Consider the following 25,401-nt stretch of genomic DNA (forward strand, 5'->3'; position numbering starts at 1 on the left):
GCAATTCAATCGGCCTGGGGGTATGTTTTCTCACACTTGAAGGAGGTACACCATGTTATTCATCATTTGGATCGTCGTCGGTGGCATTCTGGGCTGGCTCGCCAGCATGGTCATGAAAACCGACGCAGAACAGGGCATGATCCTGAACATTGTTGTTGGTATCGTCGGCGCCTTCCTGGGTGGCTGGCTCCTGTCGCCGCTGTTCGGCACCGGCACCATCAACTCCGATGACTTCAGCGTTTCGTCGCTGCTGGTTTCGTTCTTGGGCGCTGTCATCCTGCTGGCCATCGTGAACCTGCTGCGTCGCGGCCGCGTTCGCTAATAAGACGGTGGGTAGCCCCATTTAAAAACCAACGCTTCATGCGTTGGTTTTTTTACGCCTGTATTTTTCCGTATCCCCATGTCACCCAAGAAATTCTGGACAATCCTGGTCACGGCCGCTGTCACGCTGGTCGGTGGCGTGCTTGCGCTCAATTTCATGCCGAGCGAAACGCAGATCGAAACCCGCCTGACCCGGCAATATGACACGGACGACGCACAATTCCGCCGCTCGCTCGGCGTCCTGCTCGGCCCGCCAATTGTCGAAGGGAACAAGGTCGAGGTCCTGCTCAACGGTGACCAGATCTTCCCGGCCATGCTGGAAGCGATCCGCGCCGCCAAGAAGACGATTACGTTCGAGACCTATATCTACTGGTCCGGTAGCATCGGACAGGAATTCACCGACGCACTGATCGAGCGCGCCCGCGCCGGCGTCAAGGTCCATGTGATGCTGGACTTCATGGGCAGCCTCAAGCTGGACCTGGCGCAGATCGATGCCATGAAAGGGGCCGGCGTGCAGGTGCAGCGCTACCACAAGCCGGTGTGGTGGAAGCTGGCGCGCCTGAACAACCGCACCCACCGCAAGCTGCTGGTCATCGACGGCAAGGTCGGATTCACGGGCGGCGTCGGCATCGCCGACCAGTGGCGCGGCAATGCCCAGGACAAGGATCACTGGCGCGACACCCATTTCCGCATCGAAGGACCGGTGGTCGGCCAGGTGCAGGCCGTCTTCAACGACAACTGGACCAAGGCGACGGGCACCGTGCTCGACGGTGCCGACTATTTCCCGGCCCTGCAGCACGCGGGCGACATGCCGGCCCAGATGTTCTCCAGCTCGCCGACCGGCGGCGCGGAGTCGATGCACCTGATGTACCTGATGGCGATCACCTCGGCGCGCAAGACCATCGACCTGGCCGCGGCCTATTTCGTGCCCGACGACCTCACCATCCGTACCCTGATCGAAGCGGCGAAGCGCGGCGTGCGCGTGCGCATCCTGATGCCGGGCGAGATCATCGACTCGGACCTGGTCAAGGCCGCGTCGCGCGAGCGCTGGGGCGAACTGCTGGCTGCCGGCGTGAAACTGGCCGAATACCAGCCCACGATGTACCACGTGAAGGCGCTGATCGTCGACAACCTGCTGGTGTCGGTCGGCTCGACCAACTTCGACAACCGCTCCTTCAGCATCAATGACGAGGCCAACCTCAACATCCTGCACGAAGGATTCGCGCGCGAGCAGACCGCCATCTTCGAGGACGACTGGCGGCGCTCGAACCAGGTGACGAAGGCGGAATTCCGCGAACGGCCGTGGTGGCAGCGGCTCACGACCGGGCTGGCTTCGCTCGTGGGTGCCCAGTTGTAAGCACGCGGATTTCTGGTGGGAAACCAGCCGTTTGTCGGTACGAAATACTGGTTGACGATACGTATAAGGATTACGGATACTCTTGGGTGCTCAATGAGCCTCAGTGTTCACTTCCCAACCAGACAGACGCGAATGAAAAAGACCCTCCTCTCGCTGGCCATCCTGACCAGCTTCGCCGCACAAGCGGACGAAGGCATGTGGATGCCCCAGCAGCTGCCACAAGTAGCCAAGCAACTGAAAGCCGCCGGCCTCAAGCTGGATCCGGCCACCTTGACCAAGCTGACCGAATTCCCGATGGGCGCGATCGTGAGCCTGGGCGGCTGCTCGGCCTCGTTCGTCTCGCCGCAGGGCCTGGTTGTCACCAACCACCACTGCATCTACAACAGCATTGCGGTCAACTCCAAGCCGGAACGCGACCTGCTGGCCAACGGCTTCCTGGCCAAGAGCTTCGACGAAGAGCTGCCGGCCGCGCCGGGCAGCCGCGTCTACGTGACCGAGGAAGTGGCCAAGGTCACCGACCAGATCATCACCCCGGACGTCGCCAAGCTGACCGGCAAGGCGCGCATCGACGCCATCGAGAAGAACCAGAAGACGCTGGTGGCCGAGTGCGAACAGTCGGCCGGCTACCGCTGCACCGTGGCCAGCTTCTACGGCGGCCTGGATTTCTACCGCCTGAAGCAGCTCGAAATCCGTGACGTGCGCCTGGTGCACGCGCCGCCGGCCGGCGTCGGCAAATTCGGCGGCGACACCGACAACTGGATGTGGCCGCGCCACACCGGCGACTACGGCTTCTACCGCGCCTACGTGAGCAAGGACGGCAAGGCCGCCGAATTCTCGAAGGACAACGTGCCTTACCAGCCGAAGCACGTGCTGAAGATCGCCGACCCGAGCGCCAGCGCCAAGGAAGGGGATTTCGTGATGGTGCTGGGCTACCCGGGCCGCACCAACCGCCACCGCCTGCCGTCGGAAGTCGAATCGACCTTCACCTGGAACTACCCGGCCTTCGTGCAGGCATCGGGCGAGACTCTGGCCATCATCGAGCGCGAGACCAAGAACGACCCGGCCGCCAAGCTCAAGTACGCCGGCCAGATCGCCAGCGTCAACAACTACTACAAGAACCGCAAGGGCATGCTGACTTCGTACGCGAACAGCGACTTCCTGCAGCGTAAGACGGCCGAGCACAACGCCCTGAAGGCCTGGGTCAACGCCAACCCGGCCCGCAAGGCGCAGTACGCCGCCGACATCGAGCAGGCCGAGAAGTTGATCGCCGAGCGCGACGCCAACGCCAAGAAGGGCTTCTACCTGTCGTACGCCCAGCCGAAGTTCCTGTCCTCGGCACGTTCGCTGTACCGCCTGGCCAACGAGCGCACCAAGCCGGACACCGAGCGCAAGACCGGCTTCCAGGAACGCGACCTGGCGCGCTGGAACGCAATCATTGCCGGCCAGGACCGCACCTACGACGAAAAGGTCGACAAGGCGCTGGTGCTGAACTTCCTGACCAAGTACAACGCGCAGCCTGCCGCCGAGCATGACGCCGCCTTCGACGCCGCTCTCGGCATCAAGCCGGGCATGACGGAAGCCGAGCTGAAGGCCGCGCTGGACCGCATCTACGCCGGTTCCAAGCTGGCCGACACGGCCGAGCGCAGCGCATGGCTGAAGCGGTCGCCGGCCGAATTCCAGGCCTCGAACGACAGCTTCATCAAGGCCGCCGTCGCGATGTATGACGCGTCGATGCGCGACGAAGCCAAGGAAGAGGAACTGGCTGGCAAGATCCAGCAAGCCTACGGCAACTACATGCGCGCCAAGATCGCCTACATGAACAGCAAGGGCCAGGCGGTCTACCCGGACGCCAACGGCACCTTGCGCGTCACCTTCGGCAAGGTTACCGGCCGTGACGTCGGCGCCGACGGCACCGGTTCCTGGACCGCGTTCACGACCCCGAAAGGCATCGTGGCCAAGCACACCGGCGAAGGCGAGTTCAACGCGCCGGCAGCCCAGCTGGCGGCGATCCAGTCCAAGGACTTCGGCAAGTACGTCGATCCGAAGCTGAAGACCGTGCCGGTCAACTACCTGGCGACGCTGGACATCACCGGCGGCAACTCGGGTTCGGCCGCGCTGAACGCGAAGGGCGAGCTGATCGGCCTGGCCTTCGACGGCACCCTGGATTCGATCATCTCGGATTGGGACTTCAACAAGGCCATGACCCGCTCGATCCAGGTCGACAGCCGCTACATGCTGTGGAACATGAAGCATGTGGACAAGGCCGACAACCTGCTGAAGGAAATGGGCGTCCAGTAATCGGATCCCGTGCCTGATCAGAAAGCCGCACAGCCGCAAGCTGTGCGGCTTTTTTCATGCCTGGACTACTGCCTCGAATACTTCGAGGAGATCAAGGACTTCATCCGGCAGGCAGCCGCGCGGGCTGCTCGGGCTCAGCGCATCATCGCTTCCAGCTCGGCCGCAATCTGCTGGGCCAGCTGGTGGATGTGGAAGCCGTCGACGAAGCCGTGGTGGGCCTGCACCGAGAACGGCAGCTCCAGGCGGCCGTTCGGCGCATCGCGGAATTTTCCCCAGGCGAGGGACGGGATGTCGGGATGGGCCAGCGAGGCGCTCGGATGCTGGATCGAGGTAAAGGCGAGCCAGGGGATGCAGGTGATGAAGACCTGTTCCTTGGCCTCGCGCGGACTCACTGTACGGTAAGCCGCGTTCAGCTCCGTCATGGCCGCCGCCTCTTCGCGCGCCGCGATGCCGCGCGCGACGAATTCGCGCAGGTCGTCGCTCCAGTCGAACAGCGCAAAGTTCAGGTCATTGTGCTGGTTAATCACCGTGAAGGACGGCCGCAAGCGGTCGATGCGAATGGCCTCGCCATCGAGCAGGCGGTAGCGGAAGTTCTCGACCTTCAGCACCGAGCGCAGCACGGCGCACAGCAGGACATGGAAAGGCGCCAGGCCCGCCTCCCGGCACCAGGGCCGGAAGTCCGGCAGCTCGAGCGGAAAGCAGATATTGACGGCGGCGCTGTCCATGGCATCGAACAGCTCGAAGCGGTCGCGCCGCCTTTCAAAATTCTCCAGCACCAGCTTCTCCGTGCGCTTACTGCGCCTTGTTCAGGCGGCTGTGGCGTACGCTGTACAGGAAGTAGGTGGCCACGGCCACGCCTATCCAGATGAAGAACACGCGGAAGGTCGCCGGCGACAGGTCCTTCATGATGTACAGGCAGGCCAGCACCGACAGGCCCGGGATCACGTAGGGACCGAAAGGCACGCGGAAGTTACCCGGTTCGCCCGGTCCTTGCTTGGCGCGGATCACCGGCACGGCGATCGACACCACGATGAAGGCGGTCAGCGTGCCCATGCTCACCATGTCCCACAGGAAGCCGGAATCGACCAGGCCGGCCACCGTGCCCACCACGAGGCAGACGATGACGGTATTGCTGACCGGGGCCAGGGTGCGCTTGTTCACCTTCTGGAAGGTCTTCGGGATCAGGCCGTCGCGGCTGATGGCGTACAGGATGCGGGTCTGGCCGTAGATCGTCACCAGGGTCACCGAGAACACCGACACCACCGCCCCAAGCGACAGCACCAGCGCCGGCCAGGCCTGGCCGGTGACGTTCTGCAGGATCACCGACAGGCCGGCTTCCTGGCCCGCGAACATGCGGGCAGGCTGGGCGCCCATCGCGGCCACCGCCACCAGCATGTAGAAGGCGGTCACGATCAGGAGCGCGGCCAGGATCCCGATCGGCACGTTGCGGCGCGGGTTGTTGGTTTCCTCGCCCGCGGTGGCGATGGTGTCCAGGCCGATGAAGGAGAAGAACACGGTGCCGGCGGCGGCGGTCACGCCGGCCATGCCGACATAGCCGCTGTCGGGGTCCGGGCTGAAGAAAGGCGTGAAGTTGGCGGCGTCGAAGCCGGTAAAGGCGATCACGGCAAAGAAGATCAGGATGGCCAGCTTGACCAGCACCATGATGGTATTGGTGGTCGCCGATTCCTTGGTGCCGCGCACCAGCAGGAGGCAGCACATCGCCACCAGGATCACCGGCGGCAGGTTGAAGTTGCCCGGGTTGAACTGGATGTTGTGGTGGCTTGATTCGAACATCGGCGAGCGCAGGTGCGCCGGGATCTCCCATCCGAAGGCATTGGACAGGAAGTTATTCAAATAATCCGACCAGCCGATCGCCACCGCGCTTCCCGCCAAACCGTATTCGAGCAGCAGGCAGGCCGCCACGATGAAGGCGGCGAACTCGCCCACGGTCGCATAGGCGAAGGAATACGAGGAGCCCGCGGCCGGCACGCGGCCGGCGAGCTCGGCGTAGCACAGCGCGGTCAGGCCGGCGGTGAGGGCGGCAAGCAAAAAGGAGAGGATCACGGCCGGGCCAGCCTTTGGCACCGCTTCGACCATGGTGAAGAAGATACCGGTGCCGATGGTGGCGCCGACGCCGATCATGGTCAGCGGGAACAGGCTGAGCGATCGCTGGAGGCCGCCGCTGCCCGCTTCGTCATGATGACGTTCAGCCTGTTTGGTACGGATCAGCTTTTGGCCCAGGGTCAGATTCACGGCATGTCCTTTGGTGGCGCAGCCTGTCGCAGCGCGGTTGTCACATTCGGCGGCTCGCTTCATTGACAGGAAGCCGCAATCAAACCAGCGATTATAGGGGTTTTGCGTTCGGCCAATAAAATAGTTTGCTCAAACATGCATTTACTCAGCATCTTTTGATAGAATGGCTGCGTTCGCACTGATTTGCCCATCCAGTCCGGACCTCTTTTTTGGCTTTAAACATGCATAAATAATGCATCAATAAGGAAACCCACCATGATCTCGAGCGCTTCCCGTCCCTACATCGACGCTTCCGTCCCAGTCCTGCGCGAGCACGGCCTGACCATCACCACGACCTTCTACCGCAGCATGTTCGAGGCCCATCCGGAGCTCAAGAACCTGTTCAACATGGGCAATCAGACCAGCGGCGTGCAGCAGCAATCGCTGGCCTCGGCGTTGTTCGCGTACGCCGCCAACATCGACAACGCCGCGGCGCTCGGTCCGGTGGTGAGCCGTATCGTGCACAAGCATGCTTCGGTGGGCATCCGTGCCGACCACTACCCCATCGTCGGTCACCACCTGCTCGGCGCGATCAACACCGTGCTGGGCGATGCCGCCACCGAGCCGCTGCTCAAGGCCTGGGAAGAGGCCTACACCTCGCTGGCGCGCCTGCTGATCGATGGGGAAGCGAAGATGTACGAGGAAGCCGGCGTGCAGCCGGGCGAGACGCGCCAGATGCGCGTGCTTGACGTCGCGCGCGAGAGCGACAACGTGGTGTCGATCCGCTTCGCCCCGGCGGACGGCGGCGCCCTGCCCCCCTTCAAGGCGGGACAGTACCTGAGCGTGGCGGTGGACTTCAAGGACGGCCGCCGCCAGCTGCGCCAATACAGCCTGTCGGACGCGCCGGGCAAGGACAGCCTGCGCATCTCGGTCAAGCGAGAGGATGGAGGCGCGCATCCCGCCGGCGAGGTGTCGACCTGGCTGCACCACAACGTGAACGTGGGCGACCTGCTGAACGTGATCCACCCGTTCGGCGACTTCCTGCCCGATACCGAGTCGAACGAGCCGATCGTGCTGCTGTCGGCCGGCGTCGGCATCACGCCGATGATCGCGACGCTGAACCGCATCGCGATGGTGAATCCGGAGCGCCGCGTGATCTTCGCCCACGCCGCACGCAATGCGGCGCATCATGCGCACCGGGCCGATATCGCCGCCGCGCAGGCGCGCATGCCGCACCTGCACGTGGTGACCTTCTACGAAGAGGAAGAGACAGCCGGCGCCTTGAAGGGCAAGATGGAACTGGAACGCCTGCCGTCGTGGCCGCGTGACGAGACCGACGTCTACATGTGCGGCCCGCTGCCCTTCATGCAGGCGCAGTGGCATGCCCTGCGGGCGGCAGGCGCCCCGGCAAGCCGCCTGCACCGCGAGGTGTTCGGTCCGGACCTGCTGGACAACCTGCTCTAAGTTTGGTCTGGACTTTCGTAGGGTGGGCGGGTCTCCCGCCCACGCGGTGGTAACTGCAATATGAAACTCCACGGCTGTTCTGGCGCCGGTTGACCGCGTGGGCAGGAAACCTGCCCAACATCAATCCAGGAGATGCACGTTACGACCGGTGACGCTGCGCTGCGCCGGGTGGCCATACACCCGGATACCGCCCGACCCGCCGCCGTGCGCGACCAGCGACTGCTTGACGGTCGCGCGGATCCCGCCCGAACCATCCGCCGCCAGGTCGGCATCCTGCGTCGACAGACCGGCCAGGTCCAGGCTGCCCGAACCCGCGACACGGGCATTCAGCGAACGCACCGCGCCACCGGCCTGCAGCACGCCGGAACCGGCGACACTGGCGCGCACATAGTCGCCACGGATTTCGCCGATGTTCATGCGGCCCGACCCCGCCAGGCTCAGGTCGGCGCTGGCGCTGCGCAGCTCACCCGCATCGAGGACGCCCGAGCCGCTCAGGCGCGCGTGCAGGCTGTCGACCTTGCCGGCCAGGGCGACCGTCCCGGAACCGCTCTTGCGCACTTCCAGCGGCGCGCCGTTCAGGTCGCGCACGACAACCTGGCCGGACCCGGTGGCACGCACCTCGGTCAGGCGCGGCGTGGTGTAGACGATGCGCACTGGCGTCTTGCTGCGCAGCTGGCGCTCGTTGGCGATCTTGAGGGTATTGCCCTGCGCCTCGGTGCGGATGTAGGGCAGCAGGTTGCCGTCGGCTTCGACCAGCAGCGAGGGCGCCGGGCCGACACGCACCTCGACCTGCATCGAACCGCTCACTTCCAGCACGCCATGCGCCGCCACCTGGCGCTGGTCGCGCGCCGCGATGCCGTCGCCCTCGACCGTGCTGTCGCTGAATACCGAACGCATGCGCACGTCGCCATCGTTCGGCGAGACGATGATGGCACAGCCGCTCAGGGATGCGACAGCGGTGAGGGTGGCGATGGCGACGAGCGTACGCATGGCAGGAATCCTTTGTGGTTGTTAACTGGTATGACTTTAACAATCACCCCGCCGCGCCGCCCGCCCCGTGCGACAGGCTGCAAGAAACGATAGCTGAACTGTGGCTGGGCCGGCTGCAACTGCGTGCTACCGGCGTGAGTCTCTCAGCCCACGCGCATGTTGCCGAACAGCTCCTTGTACTCACGCGGCTGCGAGCGCCAGTACTGCGGCGGGGCGAATACCTGCGCCCCCAGCTCCGCTGCCGCATGCCATGGCCAGCGCGGGTCGTACAGCATGGCGCGCGCCAGGCCGATGAGGTCGGCCTGGCCCTGCTGCAGGATGCTTTCCGCATGCTGCGGCTCGGTGATCAGGCCGACGCCGATGGTCGGGATGCCGGTCTCCCCCTTGATGCGCTGCGCGAACTCGACCTGGTAGCCGGGTCCGACGGGGATCTCTTGGCGCGGCGACAAACCACCGGTCGAGACGTGGATGAAGTCGCAACCGCGCGCCTTGAGCTCCCGGGCGAAACGCACGCTCTGCTCGATCTCCCAGCCGCCTTCGATCCAGTCGGTGGCCGAGATGCGCATGCCCACCGCCATCTCCCGGGGCACCGCGGCGCGCACCGCAGCGAAGACCTCGAGCGGGAAGCGCATGCGGTTTTCCAGCGAGCCGCCGTAGTCGTCGTCGCGGGTGTTCGACAGCGGCGACAGGAACTGGTGCATCAGGTAGCCGTGGGCGGCATGCAGTTCGATGCCGTCCAGGCCCAGCGCCTGCGAACGGCGGGCCGCGTCGACGAATCCCGCCTTGATGCGCACCAGCCCCTCGGCGTCGAGCGCCAGCGGCGGCACTTCGCCTTCGGCATGCGCCAGGTTCGACGGTGCCACGGTCTGCCAGCCGCGCGGCTGGCCGGGTGCGATCTGTGCGCCGCCCTCCCACGGTACATCGGTCGAGGCCTTGCGGCCTGCGTGGGCCAGCTGGACGGCGATCTTGATGGGCGAATGGCGGCGCATGGCACGGATGACCGGCGCCAGCGCTTCCTGGTGGTCGTCCGACCACAGGCCCAGGTCGTCGGGAGAAATGCGGCCCTCGGGCGTGACGGCAGTCGCCTCGATGATGAGCAGGCCGGCGCCGGACAGCGCCAGGTTGCCGAGGTGGATCATGTGCCAGTCGGTCGGCAGCCCATCGACGCTTGAATACTGGCACATCGGGGCGATCGCGATGCGGTTGGGAAGTTGCAGGGGACCCAGTGTGACTGGAGAGAAAAGCATGCTGCTCATGCGGCCTCCGCTTGAAAGCAAAGGCTTCAGTCTAGCTCGGTGGGGAATTTGGCGCTGCGAGCTTGCTTGAGGATATGGGGCACGATGCCCATGGCACTGTGCCCTTCAGGCTTGTTCGATCAGCCGATCCGCGTGACCATCAATCCAGCGCGCAAGCCTACTCGCACCTCAGGATTTGGAAACACCACCAACTCCTCATCGTGCTCCACGGTGTAGACCGTATCGCCGTCGGTCGCGATCACTTCCCCCTTCTTCATCGGTGTGAAGTTCCAGGTCTCGCGCCCCACCGACATGGTGAAGGCATCCGACAGCTTGATCACCTGACGCGCCGTAGCGAACACGTGCGGCGCCGCCTTGGCGTCAACGCCAGGCTGCCCGCGCAGCAGGCGGTCCAGCGCAGCCGAGGCATCGGCGAACTGCGACAGGTCGTTCTGCCCCAGCGTCCCGACCCGTCCCAGCTCGACGGTGCTGCCTGCAGCCCCGTGGTGCTCGGACGAATAGTAGCTGTAGGTGCCCACCGACTTCGGGTTCATGATGACGGCGCCGATCGCCGCCTGTCCCAGCCAGTCGATGAGCGCCTTGCGTGGTTCTTCGGCAATGATCTCGGGCACGATCGCGAACATCGGATAGTGCGAAGGCCGGATCGCCGTGTGCAGGTCGAGGTGCCAGCGCTGCGGCCCCGCGCCTTCGAAGAAGGCGCAGGTGGCAGCGATGAGCGCATCGGCCCGTCCTGCTTCCGCGGTGCCCGCCAGGGATCCCCGCTCCAGACGGAACATGCGGTTCAGGTCCGCGTCGATGAAGCGCTTGCCTTGGGCGATGGCGTCGATGTTCCCGACGCAGAGCATCAGGTCCACCGCCAGCTCGGTCGGAGTGCGCGACAGGGCTTCGATGAGCCAGGCCACCATCTCGATCGGCCCGGTCTCGTCGCCATGCACGCCCACCGACACCAGTACGCTCGGACGCTGCACATGGGCAGCGCCTTTCACGATCAGGATGCCGGGGGCCGGCAGGCTGACCGCGAAGCCAGCTTCCGAAAAGCGCTGCGCGACCGCGCCGAAATCCGCTTCGGCAAGGGCGCGCACCGCTTCCGGCAGCACAGTGTTAGCGGCTGCGCTCATCGGCTCAGGCAGCCAGGCGGTCCGGGCTCGAACCTTCCGACAGCGCCCAGACGTCCAGCATGGCCTGCTCGAGCTCGACCGGCTGCGCGAAGCCGGTCAGGCCGCGCGCCTCGGTAACCTCGGCAACGGCGGCCTGCGGGTCGCCGCCCATGCCGGCACGCTCGATCACCTGCAGCAGCAGGCGCTGCTGGGTGCGGCGCAGGGCCTGCATCGCGTAGTTGCGCAGCTGTTCCTGCGACTTGCTCTGGGCCGGCAGCTTCAGGCCGCGCTCGAGCGTGTCGATGCCGGCCTGCTGGCGCAGGGCCATGCCGACCTGCAGGAACTGGGCCAGGCTCATGCCGCTCGGGCGCTGCACCGACACGGCCGCGAACAGGAAGGTGGCCAGCGACTCGATGGTCTCGACCGCCTTCCAGGCCGCGGTGAAGGAAGCCGGCAGGCCGCTGTGGCCGTCGGCTTCCGAACGGGCCGGGGTCAGCGAACGCAGCTGGTCGGCCTGGCCGAACAGGCTCGAGAGCTCGGCCATGCCGTCGGTACCGGCCGGCAGCGACAGCACGCCTTCGATCACGGCGCGCAACAGCGCACGGGTGCGCGTATCGACCGCCATCGAGACGTCACGCGGCACCTTCAGCGATTCAAGGTCGAGCGCGTCGAACACCGGCGCCAGGTGCAGCGCCGACCAGGCGCGGGCCCAGGCCTTCACCACTTCGGTTTCCTCGACGCGGTGCTCGGCAGCCAGGTCGCGCAGCATCAGCGGACCGCATCGGTTCACCGCTTCGTTGGCCAGAACGGTCGCCAGGATGGCGTTGGCCAGCGGGTGGTTCAGCGGGTTGCGGGTGGCGACCAGCTGGGCCGGGAAGTACGGGCGCAGCAGCGACTCGGCCCAGGTTTCCCCCGTCAGGTCGAGTGCCGACAGGGTGCGCTTGAAGCGGTTCTTCACGTTGGCGACGACCACTGCCAGTTCCGGCGCGGTCAGACCCAGGCCCAGCGCCTTGCGGCGGGCCAGCTCGGTGTCGGTCGGCAGCTGTTCCAGCTCGCGGTTGACGGCGCCTTCCGATTCCAGGTTGGTGATCAGGGCGGCGTAGCCGTCCACGGTCGAGGCGGTGGTCTGCGCCTGCGCTTCGCGCGTCAAGAGGTGGGTCTGCAGGGTGTTGTCGCGCAGGACCAGGTCTTCCACGGCGCCGGTCATCTCGTTCAGGATGCGGTTACGGTCTGCTTCCGGCAGCTCGCCGGCGTTGACTTCGGTGTCCAGCCAGATCTTGATGTTGACTTCGTGGTCGGAGCAGTCCACGCCCGCCGAGTTGTCGATCGCATCGGTGAAGATGCGGCCGCCCGCCAGGGCGAACTCGATACGGCCGGCCTGGGTCGCGCCCAGGTTGCCGCCTTCGGCCACCACCTTGCAGCGCAGTTCGTTGCCGTTGACGCGGATGCGGTCGTTGGCGCGGTCCTTCACCTGGGCATGGGTCTCGTTCGAGGACTTGATGTAGGTGCCGATGCCGCCGTTGTAGAACAGGTCGACCGGCGCCAGCAGGATGCGGTGCATCAGCTCTTCCGGCGACAGCGAGGTTTCCTTGATGTCCAGGGCAGCACGCACTTCCGGGGTCAGCTCGATCGAGCGCGCGGTACGCGGGTACACGCCGCCGCCCTGCGAGATCAGCGACTTGTCATAGTCCTCCCACGAGGAGCGCGGGAGCGCGAACATGCGCTCGCGCTCCTTGAACGACACCGCGACGTCCGGGGTCGGGTCCAGGAAGATGTGGCGGTGATCGAAAGCCGCCACCAGCTTGAGCTGGCGCGACAGCAGCACGCCATTGCCGAACACGTCGCCCGACATGTCGCCCACGCCGACCATGGTCACCGGGGTGGTGTTCATGTCGTGGCCCAGTTCGTAGAAGTGGCGCTTGACCGCTTCGAACGCGCCCTTGGCGGTGATGCCCATCTTCTTGTGGTCGTAGCCGTTCGAGCCGCCCGAGGCGAAGGCATCGCCCAGCCAGAAGCCGCGCTTGACGGCGATGCTGTTGGCGATGTCCGAGAAGGTTGCGGTGCCCTTGTCGGCGGCCACCACCAGGTACGGGTCGTCCTGGTCGTGGCGCACGGTGTTCTCCGGCGGGACGATGGCGCCGCGCACGCGGTTGTCGGTCACTTCCAGCAGGCTGGCGATGAACTCGCGGTAGCATGCCTCGCCTTCGGCCGCCACGATTTCACGCGGGGCGCCGGTCGGCATCTGCTTGCACACGAAACCGCCCTTCGAGCCGGCCGGCACGATGACGGCGTTCTTGACCATCTGTGCCTTGACCAGGCCCAGCACTTCGGTGCGGTAGTCTTCCATGCGGTCCGACCAGCGCAGGCCGCCGCGGGCAACCGGGCCGCCGCGCAGGTGCACGCCTTCGAAGCGGCGCGAGAACACGTAGATCTCACGGTACGGGCGCGGCTCCGGCGCCAGCGCCAGGTTGCTGGTGTCGACCTTGAAGATGATCTTCTCGCCGCCGTTCTGGAAGTAATTGGTGCGCACGGTGGCCAGGGCCAGGTCGACCAGGGCAGCCATGATTTCCTCGGTGTCGGCGTGGTTCACGGCCGACAGGCCGGCCTTGAGTGCGGCCAGCTTGGCGGTGCCGGCAGCGTGCTCGGAATCGCCCAGCTTTGGATCGAAGCGCAGCAGGAAGGCAGTGACGAATTCCTTCACCAGGGCCGGCTGGGTGCGCAGGGTTTCGGCCATGTAGCGCACCGAGAACTTCGAGCCCAGCTGGCGCCAGTAGCTGATGTAGGCGCGCACCAGCTGCACTTCGCGCAGCGACAGGCCGCCTTCGATGGTCAGGCCGTTCATGCGGCCGTCTTCGGCCTCGTTGTTGAACAGCGCGGTGAACAGTTCCTCGGCCACCGGGATGATGCCCGGCTTGACCAGCTTGGCGCCGCTTTCGTCGTCCACGGCCAGCGCGGTGACGTGGTGGCGGGTGCCGTCGGCGGTGGTGAACGACCAGGTCTGCTCACGGTCCACGGCAATGCCGGCGTTCTGCAGGGCCGGCAGGATACGCGACAGCGACGGTACGGTCTCGCCCGAGTACAGGCGGATCGAGGCATCGATGCCGTTGGCGTCATCGCCCGGTTCGACGCGTGCGACGACGCGGTCCGCCTGGCCGTTCTTCAGCAGGGCCTGCAGGTCGCGGAAAGCGGTTTCCGGCGCGGTGTTGGTGACAAAACTGACCGGCAGGTTGGCGCCGAGCTTGCGCAGGCTGCTGCGCAGGCTGGCGTCCTCGATGGTGTTGGTGACGGCGGCGAAACGGTCATGCCAGCCGTCCAGCACCGCCAGCAACGGCTGCTGGATGTCGGTTTCGAGGTCGAGCGGGTAGCGGGCTGCCTGCGCGATCAGATACACGCGGGCCAGCGGGCCGTCGGCCACCAGGGTCTGCACGCGCACATCGACGGCGCCCGAGCTGTTCTTCAGGGCCGAAGCCAGGCTGGACGCGACGGCGGCGCTGTAGCGCTCGCGTGGCAGGTAGACCAGCACGTTCAGGTGGCGCGCATACACGTCGCGGCGCGCGAAGACCTTCGGGCGCGGCTGCTTGTACAGCGACACGACCGACGAGCACACCTGGGCCAGCCATTCCGGATCGGCTTCCAGCGCTTCGGTGCGCGGCAGCGATTCGAGGATCTCGACGAACTTCTCGGCACGGAAGCCTTCCTGGCGCACGCCGGCGATCGACAGCACCTTGGCGACGCGGCCGCGCGCGAACGGCAGGCGCGCCAGCGGGGTCGAGGTGGCGGCGCGGGTGAACAGGCCGACGAAGCAGTGCTCGCCCAGGATGCGCCCTTGCGCATCGGTATTGCGCACGCCGATGAAGTCGAGCGGCTGGTCGCGGTGCAGGGTGCCCTCGACGTCGGCCTTGACGATCGACAGGGTGTCGGCGCGGCGCGACAGGGTTTCGAAGTCGCCCGGGATGTTGGCCAGGCAGGTGCCGTAGACCGGGTGGGCGGTGTCGGCAAGCACGCCGATGCGGCTCGGAATGTCGCGCTCGAGTTCGCGCGCGCCTTCCTTCACCACGTAGTAGGCGTAGCCGAAGGGCTCGAAGCCTTCGTTCTTGGCCCACTCGAGGAATGCGGCCACTTCCTGGCCTTCGGCGCTGCCGGCTTGCGCGCTTGCCGCGGCCACCGCGGTCATGCGGTCGGCCATCTTGACGGCGTCGTGGTGCACGGTGGCCGCATCGTTGGCCACCATGCGGATGCGCGCGGTCAGGGAATCCAGTTCGGAGAATTCGAGCTCGTCGCTCATCAGGATCAGGACGATCGACTCCAGCGGCGCGCCGGCTTCGCCGACGCTGGTGGCCAGGCCGGTGGCGTCACGGCGCACCGGCAGCACGGCGTTCATCACGCCGCTGGCGGTCTGGCGCTCCTTGCGCAGGGCCATGACGAAGGAGTCGACCAGGTAAGGCATGTCGTCGTTCAGGATCAGCAGGGCAGTCGCCATGCCGCCACGGCCGTCGGAGTAGCTCATCGTGGCGATCTGGCAGCCGGGACCGCTGCGCTGGGCCAGCTGCGAGAATCCTTCCCACAGCACCGGGGCCAGGCTTTCGGGGGCGGTGCCGGCCAGGTCTTCGTCGTCGAGCGATCCGAGCCAGGCGCTGATGAGCGCCCCTACCTGCGCATTGGCGCCGGCGGCGGACTGGTTTGCGTTGACCAGGTTGAGCGTCTGGCTGCGCAAATCTTGAGGCATGTCTTTCATGTTGCTTCTCCAAAGTTTGTGTGCCGAGGCGCGCATCTGGCTTGTGGCTTGGCGCCGCCCTGGCTTTATATGGACGGGGGTGTCCCGTCCGAATTCCGTGCGCGCCTTTCAATCCGGGGCGCGCAATCCGCAATTAGAACATGCCGCGGGAACAGGGTCACGCCCTGTTCCGTTACACCTACGCGGCCCGGGGTTTACGACAGGTCGTACAGGCCCGGCAGGCCGAGGATGCGTTCCAGTTCCTCGAGCGCGGTAATGCATTCGATCGCCAGCTGCGGGTCGGCCAGATCCTTCGGCTCGACCCGGTCGCGGTAGTGTTTCTCGACCCAGGAGACCAGCAGCCCGTACAGCGTTTCGGTCATGATGACGCCGCCGTGCATGGCCTGCGCTTCGTCGTCGGTGAGGGCCACCCGCAGGCGCAGGCAGGCCGGTCCGCCGCCGTTGCGCATGCTCTGGCGCAGGTCGAATTCCAGCAGCTCATCGATCGGGCCGCCACCCGCCACCATCGCATCGAGGTAACGCGCCACCGCATCGTTCTCGCGGCACTCATGCGGCACCACCAGCGCCATGCGGCCATCCTGTTTGGTGAGCAGCTGGCTGTTGAACAGGTAGCTGGCCACGGCGTCGGCCACCGGCACCTGGGCGCTGGAGACGCGCACCGGCACCAGATCGGTGTCGACGCTGCCCAGTGCGCCGCGCAGCGCATCCAGCGTGCCGGCCTCGTCGAAGAAGGCCTGCTCGTGGTAGAACAGCACGTTGCCGTTGCCGACCGCGATCACGTCGTTGTGGAACACGCCCTGGTCGATCACGTCCGGGTTCTGCGAGGCGAACACGGTGCGCGCCGGGTCCAGCCCGTGCAAGCGCGCGACCGCCTGCGAGGCTTCCAGGGTCTGGCGTGCCGGGTATTTCTTCGGCGCCGGGGCGGCGGGGTCGAATTCGGCGCGGCCGTACACGAAGAACTCCACGCCGGCGGCGCCATGCGCCGCGGCGAAGCGGGTGTGGTTGGCGGCGCCCTCGTCGCCGAAGGCCGGCACCGGCGGCAGCGCGTCATGCACCACGAAGCGGCTGGAATCCTTGAAGATCGCACGCAGGGTGCGCGTGGCCTGCACATGCTCTTCCGAGCGGTGCAGCTTGTTGTTCAGGTTCGCCGGAGTGAAGTGCACGCGCCCGTCCGCCGTGTCGCTTGATGGACTGACCGTGGCCGCGTTGGCGGTCCACATTGGCGCCGCCGAATAGGCGCAGGCCAGGATCACCGGCGCTTCGCGCCAGGCGCGCGCCAGCACGTCGGCGTCGGTGCCGGAAAAGCCGATGCGGCGCAACAGGCGGAAGTTCGGGCGCGCCTGCGGCGGCATCACCGCCTGGGCGAAGCCGCGCGCGGCCAGGTCACGCATCTTGGCCAGGCCCTGCAGGGCGGCCTGGCGCGGGTTCGAGGCGCTGCGCACATTGCTGAACGAGGCGACGTTGCCGAATGAGAGTCCGGCGTAGTTATGGGATGGCCCAACCAGGCCGTCGAAGTTGTATTCGCGGGCAGAACGCATAAGCGGCATAGGTGTTAGAAAGTCAGGCCGGGAGACAGCTTGGCCGGCATGTCGAGTTCCGCCGTCTCGATCGAAGCGACCGGGTAGGCGCAGTAATCGGCGGCATAGTAGGCGCTCGGGCGGTGGTTGCCCGACTTGCCGACGCCGCCGAACGGGGCCGAACTGGCCGCGCCGGTGGTCGGGCGGTTCCAGTTGACGATGCCGGCGCGGGCGCGCACCGAGAAGCGCTTCCACAGTGCCTCGGAAGGCGACAACAGTGCCGCGGCCAGGCCGTATTCCGTGGCATTGGCCACGCGCAGGGCTTCGTCGAAGTCCTTCACGCGGATCACCTGCAGCAACGGGCCGAACCACTCTTCGTCCGGAATGCCTTGCGCCTCGGTGGTGTCGACGATGCCGGCGGTGACGAAGCCCGCGTCCGGGTCCAGCTGTTTCATCTGCAGCAGGACCTTGCCGCCCTTGGCTTCCATGTCGGCCTGCGCCTGCACCAGGCGGGCAGCGACTGCGCTCGACACCACCGGTCCCATGAAGGGTTGCGGATCGGCCTTCGAGGGGCCCGGCTGCAGGGATGCCGAGATGTTTACCAAACGGTCAAGAAATGCCTGTGCTTGCGGCGTGTCCTGGATGACCAGGCGGCGCGCGCAGGTGCAGCGCTGGCCGGCCGAGATGAAGGCCGACATCACGGTGTGGTGCACGGCGGCGTCGAGAAGCTTCGGGTCTTCCGGGATATCCCACACCACCAGCGGGTTGTTGCCGCCCATTTCCAGCGCCAGCATCTTGCCCGGCTTGCCGCCGAACTGCTTGTGCAGGGCCATGCCGGTCTGGCTGCTGCCGGTGAACAGGATGCCGTCGATGTCCTGGTGCTGGCCGAGCGCCACGCCGGTGTCGCGGCCGCCGTTGACCAGGTTCAGCACGCCCTTCGGCAGGCCGGCCTGCGCCCACAGCTGCACGGTCTTCACCGCGGTGCGCGGCGCGTACTCGCTCGGCTTGAACACCACGGTGTTCCCGGCGATCAGGGCCGGCACGATGTGGCCGTTCGGCAGGTGGCCGGGGAAGTTGTAGGGGCCGTAGACGGCGAACACGCCGTGCGGACGGTGGCGCAGCACGGCATTGCCGTCGGCCACCTTGGCAGCCGTTTCACCGGTGCGCGCGCCATAGGACTGGACCGAGATGTCGATCTTGTTCGCCATGGTAGCGACTTCGGTGCGCGCTTCCCACAGCGGCTTGCCCACTTCTTCGGCGATGATCGATGCCAGGTCCTCGCTGTGTTCCTTGAGCAGGTCGCGGAAGCGCGTGCAGATGGCGATGCGTTCTTCCAGCGGCGTGAGCGCCCAGGCTTCGAAGGCATTGCGGGCAGCGGCGGCGGCGCGTGCCACGTCTTCTTCGGTGGACGCATTGCTGGTCCAGGTCTGGCGGCCGGTCGAGGGGTCGATGGTGGCCAGTTCCGGACCGCTGCCGGCGAGCCACTCGCCGTCGATGTAATTCGAGAGATTAGGCATTCGCGTTCTTCCTTGTATTGAGGGGCAGCGTGCGCACTTCGTCGCCGGCCTGCACGTGCAGCTGCGACAACTCCTGGGCGCTCAAGGCAATGCGGGTGGCGCCGGGCACGGCGCGGGTCAGGATCATGCGGAAATCGGTGAGCTTCGTGTTTGACACCAGCAGATGATCGGTCTCGCCTTCAGCGTGACCTTCCTCGACGATGGCCAGCACGCTGTCGCGCACCGCGCGCAGCTCCGACACGCGGCCCTGCAGCACCGGGCCGGCGTCGAAGATGTCGACATAGCCTTCGTAGTGCATGCCCTCGTTTTCCAGCAGCTTGCGCGCCGGCAGGGTCGAGGTGTGCACCTTGCCGATGACGTCGCGCGCCGACTCCGGCAGGTAGTCCACGTACAGCGGCTGGCGCGGCATCAGCTCGGCGATGAAGGACTTCTTGCCGATCGCGGTCAGGCCGTCGACGTGGTCGAAGTCCATCTTGAAGAAATGGCGGCCCAGGCCTTCGTAGAAGGGCGAGACGCCGTTCTCGTCCTGGAAGCCGCGCATCTCGGCGATGATCTTCTCGGTGAACAGGTGCTGGAACTGGGCGATGAACAGGAAGCGGCTCTTCGACAGCCACTTGCCGTTGAAGCCGGCGCGGTACTGCGGCAGCAGGAACAGCGAGCACAGCTCCGATGCGCCGGTCAGGTCGTTCGACAGGTACAGGGTCTCCATCCGCGTGAACACGTTCAGTTCGCGGCTGCAGTGCACCAGGGTGCCGATGCGGTAGTTGTAGAAGGGTTCGGTGAGGCCGACCGCGCCCTTGATCGCGCACACGCCGGCAATGCTGCCATTGTCAGTGTGCTCGAGCACGAACATGTAGTCGCGCTGCTCGGGCGGAATGGTTTCGTTGAACGAGGCCACCGCGGTCGCGACCCGGTCGCCCAGCATCTTGCGGTCGGGTTTCAGCGTGGTCATGCCGCTGCCGGCCTGGCGCGCCATCTCGATCAGAGCGTCGAGGTCGTCGGTTTTTACTGCACGGATAACGAGCATCGTTTCCTCTCTCAGATGCGCACGCAGGTGACGCTGTCGCCGGGGCTCACGCCGAGCGCCTGCTGGGCGTCGCGCGGCAGGCAGATCACCTGCGCCGAGTCCACCGGCGGGCAGGCGGTGATGACGGCGCGGAAGTTCTGTTCGGTGCTGGCCACCGCATACGTGACCAGCTCATCGTGCCCATTCGCGCTGCCGGCGGCGCGGCCGGCGCTCTCGACCTGGCGCACCTGCGAGGCACAGAAGGAACGCAGCGCGTTCCGGTGAGCCTGCAGGATCGGACCGCCGTCGAAGATGTCGATGTACTCGTCGGCTTCGAAACCCTCCTCGGTCAGCAGCTTGAAGGCCAGCTGGCCGCTCGGGTGGATCTGGCCGAGCGCGGCCTGGGCGTCGCCCGGCAGCAGCGGTACGTAGACCGGGTAGTGCGGCATCAGCTCGACGATCAGGGTGCGGTTTCTTGCGCCGTCGATGACGCGCTCGGCGTCGAGGAAGTCCATCTTGAAGAACTTGCGGCCCAGCGCATTCCAGAACGGCGACTGGCCTTCGCTGTCGGTGACGCCGGCCAGCGGCACGAAGAAGCGGTCGCCGAAGCGTTGCGGCGCCAGCACGGCGTACAGCAGGCGCGCGCGCGACAGCAGCGCCGCCTCGGGGCCGGCGCCCTCGCGGTTGCGGACATAGAAGCCCGACAGGTGCGAATAGGCCGTCAGTTCCGAGCACAGGGTCAGGGCGTGCACGCTGTGGCTGATGTTCAGGTCGCGCGAGACCTGTTGGATCACATCGTTGCGGAAGGCGAAATAGGTGCCGTTCGAGCCGGCCGAGGCGTGGATCGACGATGTACCGACGACCTCGCGCGTGCGCAGGTCTTCCAGCACGAACTGGTACGACTCCTCGCTCGGAATGTCGACGTGGGCGGCAAACGAGGCGATGGAACGCTCGACCGCCGCGACGATGGCTTCGCGCGTGCGCGGCAGCGTGTGCACGCCGGGGATCGTCACCGCGGCCATGGCCTCGAGGGCGCCGATATCCGCGCGTTCAACCGGTCGGACTACAAACATGCGAACTCCTGGAAGAGATCAACTCAAACAGCGAAGCCGGCACACCTGCAAGAGTGCGCCGGCCGGATGCAAACGGCTCGTCAAGCGGCGATGAAAGCCTCGACCGCTTCGCGCATCAGGCGGTCCGCCTCCGCGATCTGCTCGTCCGACACCACCAGGGCAGGAGCCAGGCGCACCACGTCCGGGCCGGCGATCAGGAGCATCAGGCCCAGCTTTTCGCAGGTCTTGGTGTAGTCCTTGGAACGGCCCTTGTAGTCGCCGGCCATCGGCAGGCCGATCAGGAGACCCAGGCCGCGCGGCTTGCCGAACACCTGCGGGTAGTCGGCGGACAGTTTCTCGAGGTTGGCGAAGATCTTGGCGCTGGCTTCCTTCACGCGCGCCAGGAAGGCCGGCTGGTTGATGGTCTCGACGACCTTCAGGCCGACGGTGCCGGCCAGCGGGTTGCCGCCATAGGTGGTGCCGTGCGAACCGACGTTGAGGTGCATGCCGATTTCCTCGGTGGTCAGCATGGCGCCGATCGGGTAGCCGTTGCCCAGGGCCTTGGCCGAGGTCAGGATGTCCGGGGTGACGCCGGTATCCATGTAGGCGAAGAAGGCACCGGTGCGGCCGACGCCCGACTGCACTTCGTCGAACACCAGCAGCGCGCCGGTCTGGTCGCAGATCTCGCGCAGGGCCTTCAGGAAGGCGTGGTCGCCCGGGATCACGCCGCCCTCGCCCTGGATCGGCTCGACGATCACGGCGGCGACGTCATCGGTAATGGCGGCGCGTGCGGCCTCGATGTCGTTGTACGGGATGTGGGTCAGTTCCGGCGGCAGCGGCTCGAAGCCTTCGGTGTACTTCGACTGGCCGCCCACCGAGACGGTGAACAGGGTGCGGCCGTGGAAGGACGACAGGAAGGACACGATGCGCGACTTGTGCGGGCCGAACTTGGTGTGCGCATACTTGCGCGCCAGCTTCAGGGCCGCTTCGTTGGCTTCGGCGCCCGAGTTGCAGAAGAAGGCGCGGTCGGCGAAGGTGGCTTCGGTCAGGGCGCGGCCCAGGCGCAGTACCGGCTCGTTGGTGTAGCCGTTACCCAGGTGCCAGACGGTGTTGAGCTGTTCGGTCACGGCCGCGACCAGTTCCGGGTTGCAGTGGCCCAGGCTCGACACGGCGATGCCCGAGGTGAAGTCCAGGTAACGCTTGCCTTCCTGGTCCCACACGTCCAGGCCCTTCGCGCGCACCGGCACCATGGCGGCCGGGGCGTAGGTCGGGAGAAGGACTTCGTCGAAGGTCTGCCGGGTGACAGGCCGCGTGGTGACACCGGAGTCAAGGTTTGCGTTCATGGCTTCTTCCTCATCTATGTAGTCGCATCAATCGTCGATTATGCGCGGCTGAAACAAAGTGCGCGCATGGTCGAGCCATTATAGAAAGCCATCCTGGCAAGTTCTTGCAGAACTGCGACAGGGATTTTCGTTTTTAGTCGGAGAAATATTATGCGGTTGCCAACATTAGAGCGCCTGACAAAAACCCGAGGGCAAGGCGCATCGCCGCAGTGGCGGACCACGAAGACAGTACGCTAGTACGGCGAGACGATGCAACGCAGCCATCGGGGGAATTGGCAGGCGCTCTCACTGGCCCAGCTTGCGCTGCCGTTCTTCGCGCGGCGTATTCCCGAACAGCGCCCCGAAAGCCGTCGAAAAGTGCGAGCCCGACGAGAACCCGCACATCAGCCCCACCTGCACGATCGAATAATTCGTCTCAAGCAGCAGCTTGCGCGCCCGTTGCAGGCGCAGCTCCAGGTAGTAGCGCGAAGGCAGGCTGCCGAGGTATTGCTTGAACAGGCGCTCCAGCTGGCGCCGCGAAATGCCGGCCAGTTGGGCGATCTCGTCCGTCGAGAGCGGCTCTTCGATGTTGGCTTCCATCAAGGCAACCGCTTCGGTCAGCTTCGGCTGCAGGTTGCCGAAGCGTGCCTGCAGTGCCACCCGCTGGCGCTCGTCCTTGCCGCGCACGCGGTCCACGCACAGGATTTCCTTCACTTGGGCCTGCACCGCCGCGCCGAACAGCGTCTCGATCAGGGTGAGGGCGAAATCGATGCTGGCCGCGCCGCCGCAGCAGGTCAGGCGGTTGCGGTCGAATTCGTACAGGTTGGGGGTGAACAGGGCCTGCTCGGCCAGCGCATTGGTGTCCGGGTACAGCGCCCAGGGCAGCGCGGTGCGTACGCCGTGCAGGGCGCCGGCGTCGGCCAGCCAGAGCACGCCGGCGCCGACACCTCCCCAGAACGGCGCCGCGCGGCAGCGATCGACCAGGGCGCGGCAGTTGGCCGGCTTCAGGGCCGCCTCGGCCTCGTCGGCGACCAGCAGCACCAGGTGCCAGTGGCGTCCCGCGTCGGCGGCGAACTTGTCGGGACTGCGCACGTCGACGTGCAGCAGCTCGGGGCCCAGCAGCTTGGCGGCCAGGCGCAGCGGCTGGACCAGGCCGGACCAGGTCAGCATGTCCGGCTCGCCGGCGTTCACCAGCAAGATGCGCAGCGGACGTTCCTGTGCCAGGTGGGACAGGTCAGCAGGCTGCATCGGAACGGACGGGCGGTGTCATCAAGGAAAACGGGCATGGCGCCCGGCGATACGCAATCGGGTCTAATGATACCGGAGATAACTCAACGGGGAGCAATTGCATAGCCGGGTCCGTTTGATGCCTTTCCGGCAAAACCTCTGCGGCCAGCTATAATCCTGCCCATGGGGGAACGATATTTAAAGAGCGTCCGGCTGCTGGCCGAGTGCATGCAAGGCTTCGAGCGTTTTTCCGGCGAATCGGTGCGCCAGCACGGGTTGACGCACGCGCAGTTCGATATCATTGCCACCCTGGGCAACACGCCCGGCATGAGCTACAAGGAACTCGGCGAGCGCACCCTGATCACCAAGGGCACCCTCACCGGCGTGATCGAACGGCTGGAACAGAAAGGCCTCGTGATGCGCGAACGCAGCAGCGACGACAAGCGCTCTTTCTTCGTGCGCCTCACGCCTGCCGGCGACGCCGTGTTCTGCGATGTGTTTCCCAAGGTGGTCGCGCATGGCAAGCAGCTGTTCTCGAGCTACGGCGAGGCCGACTTCGATGCCCTGGAAAGCGTGCTGCGCAAGCTGCGCGACCAGATCGCCGCCGGCAGCCTTCCTCCCCACCCACCACAAGCAAAGGAAATGCCTTGAAAACATCCCTGATCGAAGGCAGGAAGCCTGCCCATTTCGACAAGCACATCATCGGTAACATCCTGCTGGATGTCGCTCCCCTCGACGAAGTCCAGCAGGAAGCAATGTTGATCGGCGTGCGCAACGAGGCCGGCGAGATCTACCGTCTCATCGGCGCAACCAAGCTCAACAGCTTCATGAACGCAACCGAAGAGCTGCTCGACCTGGGCCTGGTCGACGAGCTACAGGACACCGAAGAGCAGAAGGAAGGCTGCGACGCCATCTTCAGCGAACCTTGATGTAAATCAAACAGCAGAATAATTCCACAAGGCAATTTTTTCTGGCTGAGCCGGGCGTTGGGGGTATAATTTTTTGATGGACCGACTCTCCGCCCTCAAGAGCATCGCCGCCCAGGCCAGCCGCGGCGAACTCAGCTTTCCTACGAACGTCGACGCGACGCTCAAGCTGCAGCGCGCCCTGAACGAACCCGATTGCCACACCGACATGGCGGCGCGCCTGGTGCAGGCCGAGCCCCTGCTCGCTGCGCGCACCGTGGCGATCGCCAATTCGGTGGCCTACAACCGCGCCGGCCACGACGTCACCAATGTCCGCGCAGCCGTGCAGCGTGTCGGTTTCCGCACCCTGGGCGCCCTGGCCGCCTCGGTCATCGTGCGCCAGCTGGCCAGCGAAATCAGCGATCCCGGCCTGCGCGCCAGGGCCGACGCCCTGTGGATCCACTCGGCCCATGTGGCCGCGCTGGCCCAGGTGATCGCGCGCCGCGTGTCCTTCGTCGATCCGGAAACTGCGATGTTCGCCGGCATCGTGCACGAGGTGGGCGGCTTCTACCTGCTCTCGCGTGCCGGGGAATTCCCCGGCCTGCTCGACGAGGGTGCCAACCACTGTGCCGAGGAATGGATCGAGCATGGCGAAGTGGCGGTCGGACGCGGCGTGCTGCTCAAGCTCGGCGTGCCGGTGCCGGTCATGGGCGCCATCGAGGCGCTGTGGAACGGCATGCGCGCCCTGCCACCGGAAACCCTGGGCGACACCCTGCTGCTGGCGAACGACCTGGCGCCCTTCCCCTCCCCTCTGCACGAGCGTCCGGGCGCCACCACCCTGGACTCGGCCGCCACCATCGATTTCACGATTGGCGAAGGCACCCTTGTGCAGGTGCTGGCCGAATCGGCCGATGAAGTGAAAAGCCTGACTGCCGCGCTCTTGTAGCGACACCGCGCAGACAAAAAAAATGCCCGCTCGGAGAGCGGGCAAAGTCCAAAACTAGGGATGTCCTGAAAGAGACGGCTCCACTATAAATCTTGCACGAGGCCGCTTCCGTACGCTGGTTCACACAGGCTGTCGCGTGTGCGTTTTTCCGACGCCGCG

General features: G+C 65.9%; 19 protein-coding genes. 7 read left to right on the forward strand and 12 right to left on the reverse strand.

Annotated features, from left to right (window positions below; all coding sequences use genetic code 11):
• The first annotated feature begins 52 nt into the window (after positions 1 to 52).
• From MA09_RS18415 to MA09_RS18425, 3 genes are all read left to right on the forward strand, one after another.
• Entirely contained in the window at positions 53 to 322 is a 270-nt protein-coding gene (locus MA09_RS18415; RefSeq protein WP_027866498.1) for a GlsB/YeaQ/YmgE family stress response membrane protein, read from the forward strand.
• A 78-nt stretch (positions 323 to 400) separates the two neighbouring features.
• Complete coding sequence (gene cls / locus MA09_RS18420) at positions 401 to 1,678, forward strand: cardiolipin synthase (protein ID WP_081897674.1); 1,278 nt, start codon at positions 401 to 403, stop codon at positions 1,676 to 1,678.
• A gap of 132 nt (positions 1,679 to 1,810) precedes the next feature.
• The gene (locus MA09_RS18425) at positions 1,811 to 3,976 is read left to right on the forward strand and encodes a S46 family peptidase (RefSeq protein ID WP_036251650.1); all 2,166 of its coding nucleotides are present in this window, start codon (positions 1,811 to 1,813) and stop codon (positions 3,974 to 3,976) included.
• 134 nt (positions 3,977 to 4,110) lie between these two features.
• Here MA09_RS18425 and MA09_RS18430 read toward each other — a convergent pair whose 3' ends face one another.
• Entirely contained in the window at positions 4,111 to 4,752 is a 642-nt protein-coding gene (locus MA09_RS18430) for a CatA-like O-acetyltransferase (protein ID WP_229440776.1), read from the reverse strand.
• A gap of 16 nt (positions 4,753 to 4,768) precedes the next feature.
• On the reverse strand, positions 4,769 to 6,229 hold the full coding sequence (locus MA09_RS18435; protein WP_036251652.1) for an APC family permease: 1,461 nt from the start codon (positions 6,227 to 6,229) through the stop codon (positions 4,769 to 4,771).
• Positions 6,230 to 6,484: 255 nt separating this feature from the next.
• Between MA09_RS18435 and hmpA the strand changes: the two genes are divergently transcribed.
• Positions 6,485 to 7,672, forward strand: a complete 1,188-nt coding sequence (hmpA, locus tag MA09_RS18440) for an NO-inducible flavohemoprotein (RefSeq protein WP_036251654.1) — start codon at positions 6,485 to 6,487, stop codon at positions 7,670 to 7,672.
• 120 nt (positions 7,673 to 7,792) lie between these two features.
• Here hmpA and MA09_RS18445 read toward each other — a convergent pair whose 3' ends face one another.
• The 10 genes from MA09_RS18445 to MA09_RS18490 all read right to left on the reverse strand — a co-directional run bounded on the left by MA09_RS18445 (position 7,793) and on the right by MA09_RS18490 (position 23,412).
• A complete protein-coding gene (locus MA09_RS18445) occupies positions 7,793 to 8,662 on the reverse strand; it encodes a head GIN domain-containing protein (protein ID WP_036251657.1) in 870 nt (289 codons plus the stop codon).
• A 143-nt stretch (positions 8,663 to 8,805) separates the two neighbouring features.
• Positions 8,806 to 9,918, reverse strand: a complete 1,113-nt coding sequence (locus MA09_RS18450) for an NADH:flavin oxidoreductase/NADH oxidase (protein ID WP_036251659.1) — start codon at positions 9,916 to 9,918, stop codon at positions 8,806 to 8,808.
• Positions 9,919 to 10,037: 119 nt separating this feature from the next.
• Positions 10,038 to 11,036 carry a succinylglutamate desuccinylase gene (locus MA09_RS18455; protein WP_036251662.1) on the reverse strand — a complete coding sequence of 333 codons (999 nt, stop codon included), beginning with the start codon at positions 11,034 to 11,036 and terminating at the stop codon, positions 10,038 to 10,040.
• A gap of 4 nt (positions 11,037 to 11,040) precedes the next feature.
• Positions 11,041 to 15,750 (reverse strand): NAD-glutamate dehydrogenase domain-containing protein, encoded by a 4,710-nt coding sequence (locus tag MA09_RS18460; RefSeq protein WP_036251664.1) that lies wholly within the window; start codon positions 15,748 to 15,750, stop codon positions 11,041 to 11,043.
• 194 nt (positions 15,751 to 15,944) lie between these two features.
• A complete protein-coding gene (gene astB / locus MA09_RS18465) occupies positions 15,945 to 17,288 on the reverse strand; it encodes an N-succinylarginine dihydrolase (RefSeq protein ID WP_036251665.1) in 1,344 nt (447 codons plus the stop codon).
• 14 nt (positions 17,289 to 17,302) lie between these two features.
• Positions 17,303 to 18,784 (reverse strand): succinylglutamate-semialdehyde dehydrogenase, encoded by a 1,482-nt coding sequence (gene astD / locus MA09_RS18470; RefSeq protein ID WP_036251667.1) that lies wholly within the window; start codon positions 18,782 to 18,784, stop codon positions 17,303 to 17,305.
• Positions 18,777 to 19,811, reverse strand: coding sequence for an arginine N-succinyltransferase (astA, locus tag MA09_RS18475; RefSeq protein ID WP_036251669.1), 1,035 nt, complete (start codon positions 19,809 to 19,811; stop codon positions 18,777 to 18,779). Before astA ends, astD begins: the two co-directional genes overlap by 8 nt.
• Before the next feature lie 11 nt (positions 19,812 to 19,822).
• A complete protein-coding gene (locus tag MA09_RS18480) occupies positions 19,823 to 20,863 on the reverse strand; it encodes an arginine N-succinyltransferase (protein ID WP_036251670.1) in 1,041 nt (346 codons plus the stop codon).
• A gap of 80 nt (positions 20,864 to 20,943) precedes the next feature.
• Positions 20,944 to 22,185, reverse strand: a complete 1,242-nt coding sequence (locus MA09_RS18485) for an acetylornithine/succinyldiaminopimelate transaminase (protein ID WP_036251673.1) — start codon at positions 22,183 to 22,185, stop codon at positions 20,944 to 20,946.
• A gap of 285 nt (positions 22,186 to 22,470) precedes the next feature.
• The gene (locus tag MA09_RS18490; protein WP_036251674.1) at positions 22,471 to 23,412 is read right to left on the reverse strand and encodes a GlxA family transcriptional regulator; all 942 of its coding nucleotides are present in this window, start codon (positions 23,410 to 23,412) and stop codon (positions 22,471 to 22,473) included.
• Between the two features lie 207 nt (positions 23,413 to 23,619).
• Between MA09_RS18490 and MA09_RS18495 the strand changes: the two genes are divergently transcribed.
• The 3 genes from MA09_RS18495 to MA09_RS18505 all read left to right on the forward strand — a co-directional run bounded on the left by MA09_RS18495 (position 23,620) and on the right by MA09_RS18505 (position 25,242).
• The gene (locus MA09_RS18495) at positions 23,620 to 24,042 is read left to right on the forward strand and encodes a MarR family winged helix-turn-helix transcriptional regulator (RefSeq protein ID WP_229440777.1); all 423 of its coding nucleotides are present in this window, start codon (positions 23,620 to 23,622) and stop codon (positions 24,040 to 24,042) included.
• Positions 24,039 to 24,320 carry a hypothetical protein gene (locus MA09_RS18500; RefSeq protein WP_036251677.1) on the forward strand — a complete coding sequence of 94 codons (282 nt, stop codon included), beginning with the start codon at positions 24,039 to 24,041 and terminating at the stop codon, positions 24,318 to 24,320. The genes MA09_RS18495 and MA09_RS18500 overlap by 4 nt, the downstream gene beginning before the upstream one ends.
• A 76-nt stretch (positions 24,321 to 24,396) precedes the next feature.
• Entirely contained in the window at positions 24,397 to 25,242 is an 846-nt protein-coding gene (locus MA09_RS18505) for an HDOD domain-containing protein (RefSeq protein WP_036251678.1), read from the forward strand.
• Positions 25,243 to 25,401 lie beyond the last annotated feature (159 nt).

This window comes from Massilia sp. BSC265 (assembly GCF_000740675.1).
GTDB lineage: Bacteria > Pseudomonadota > Gammaproteobacteria > Burkholderiales > Burkholderiaceae_D > Telluria.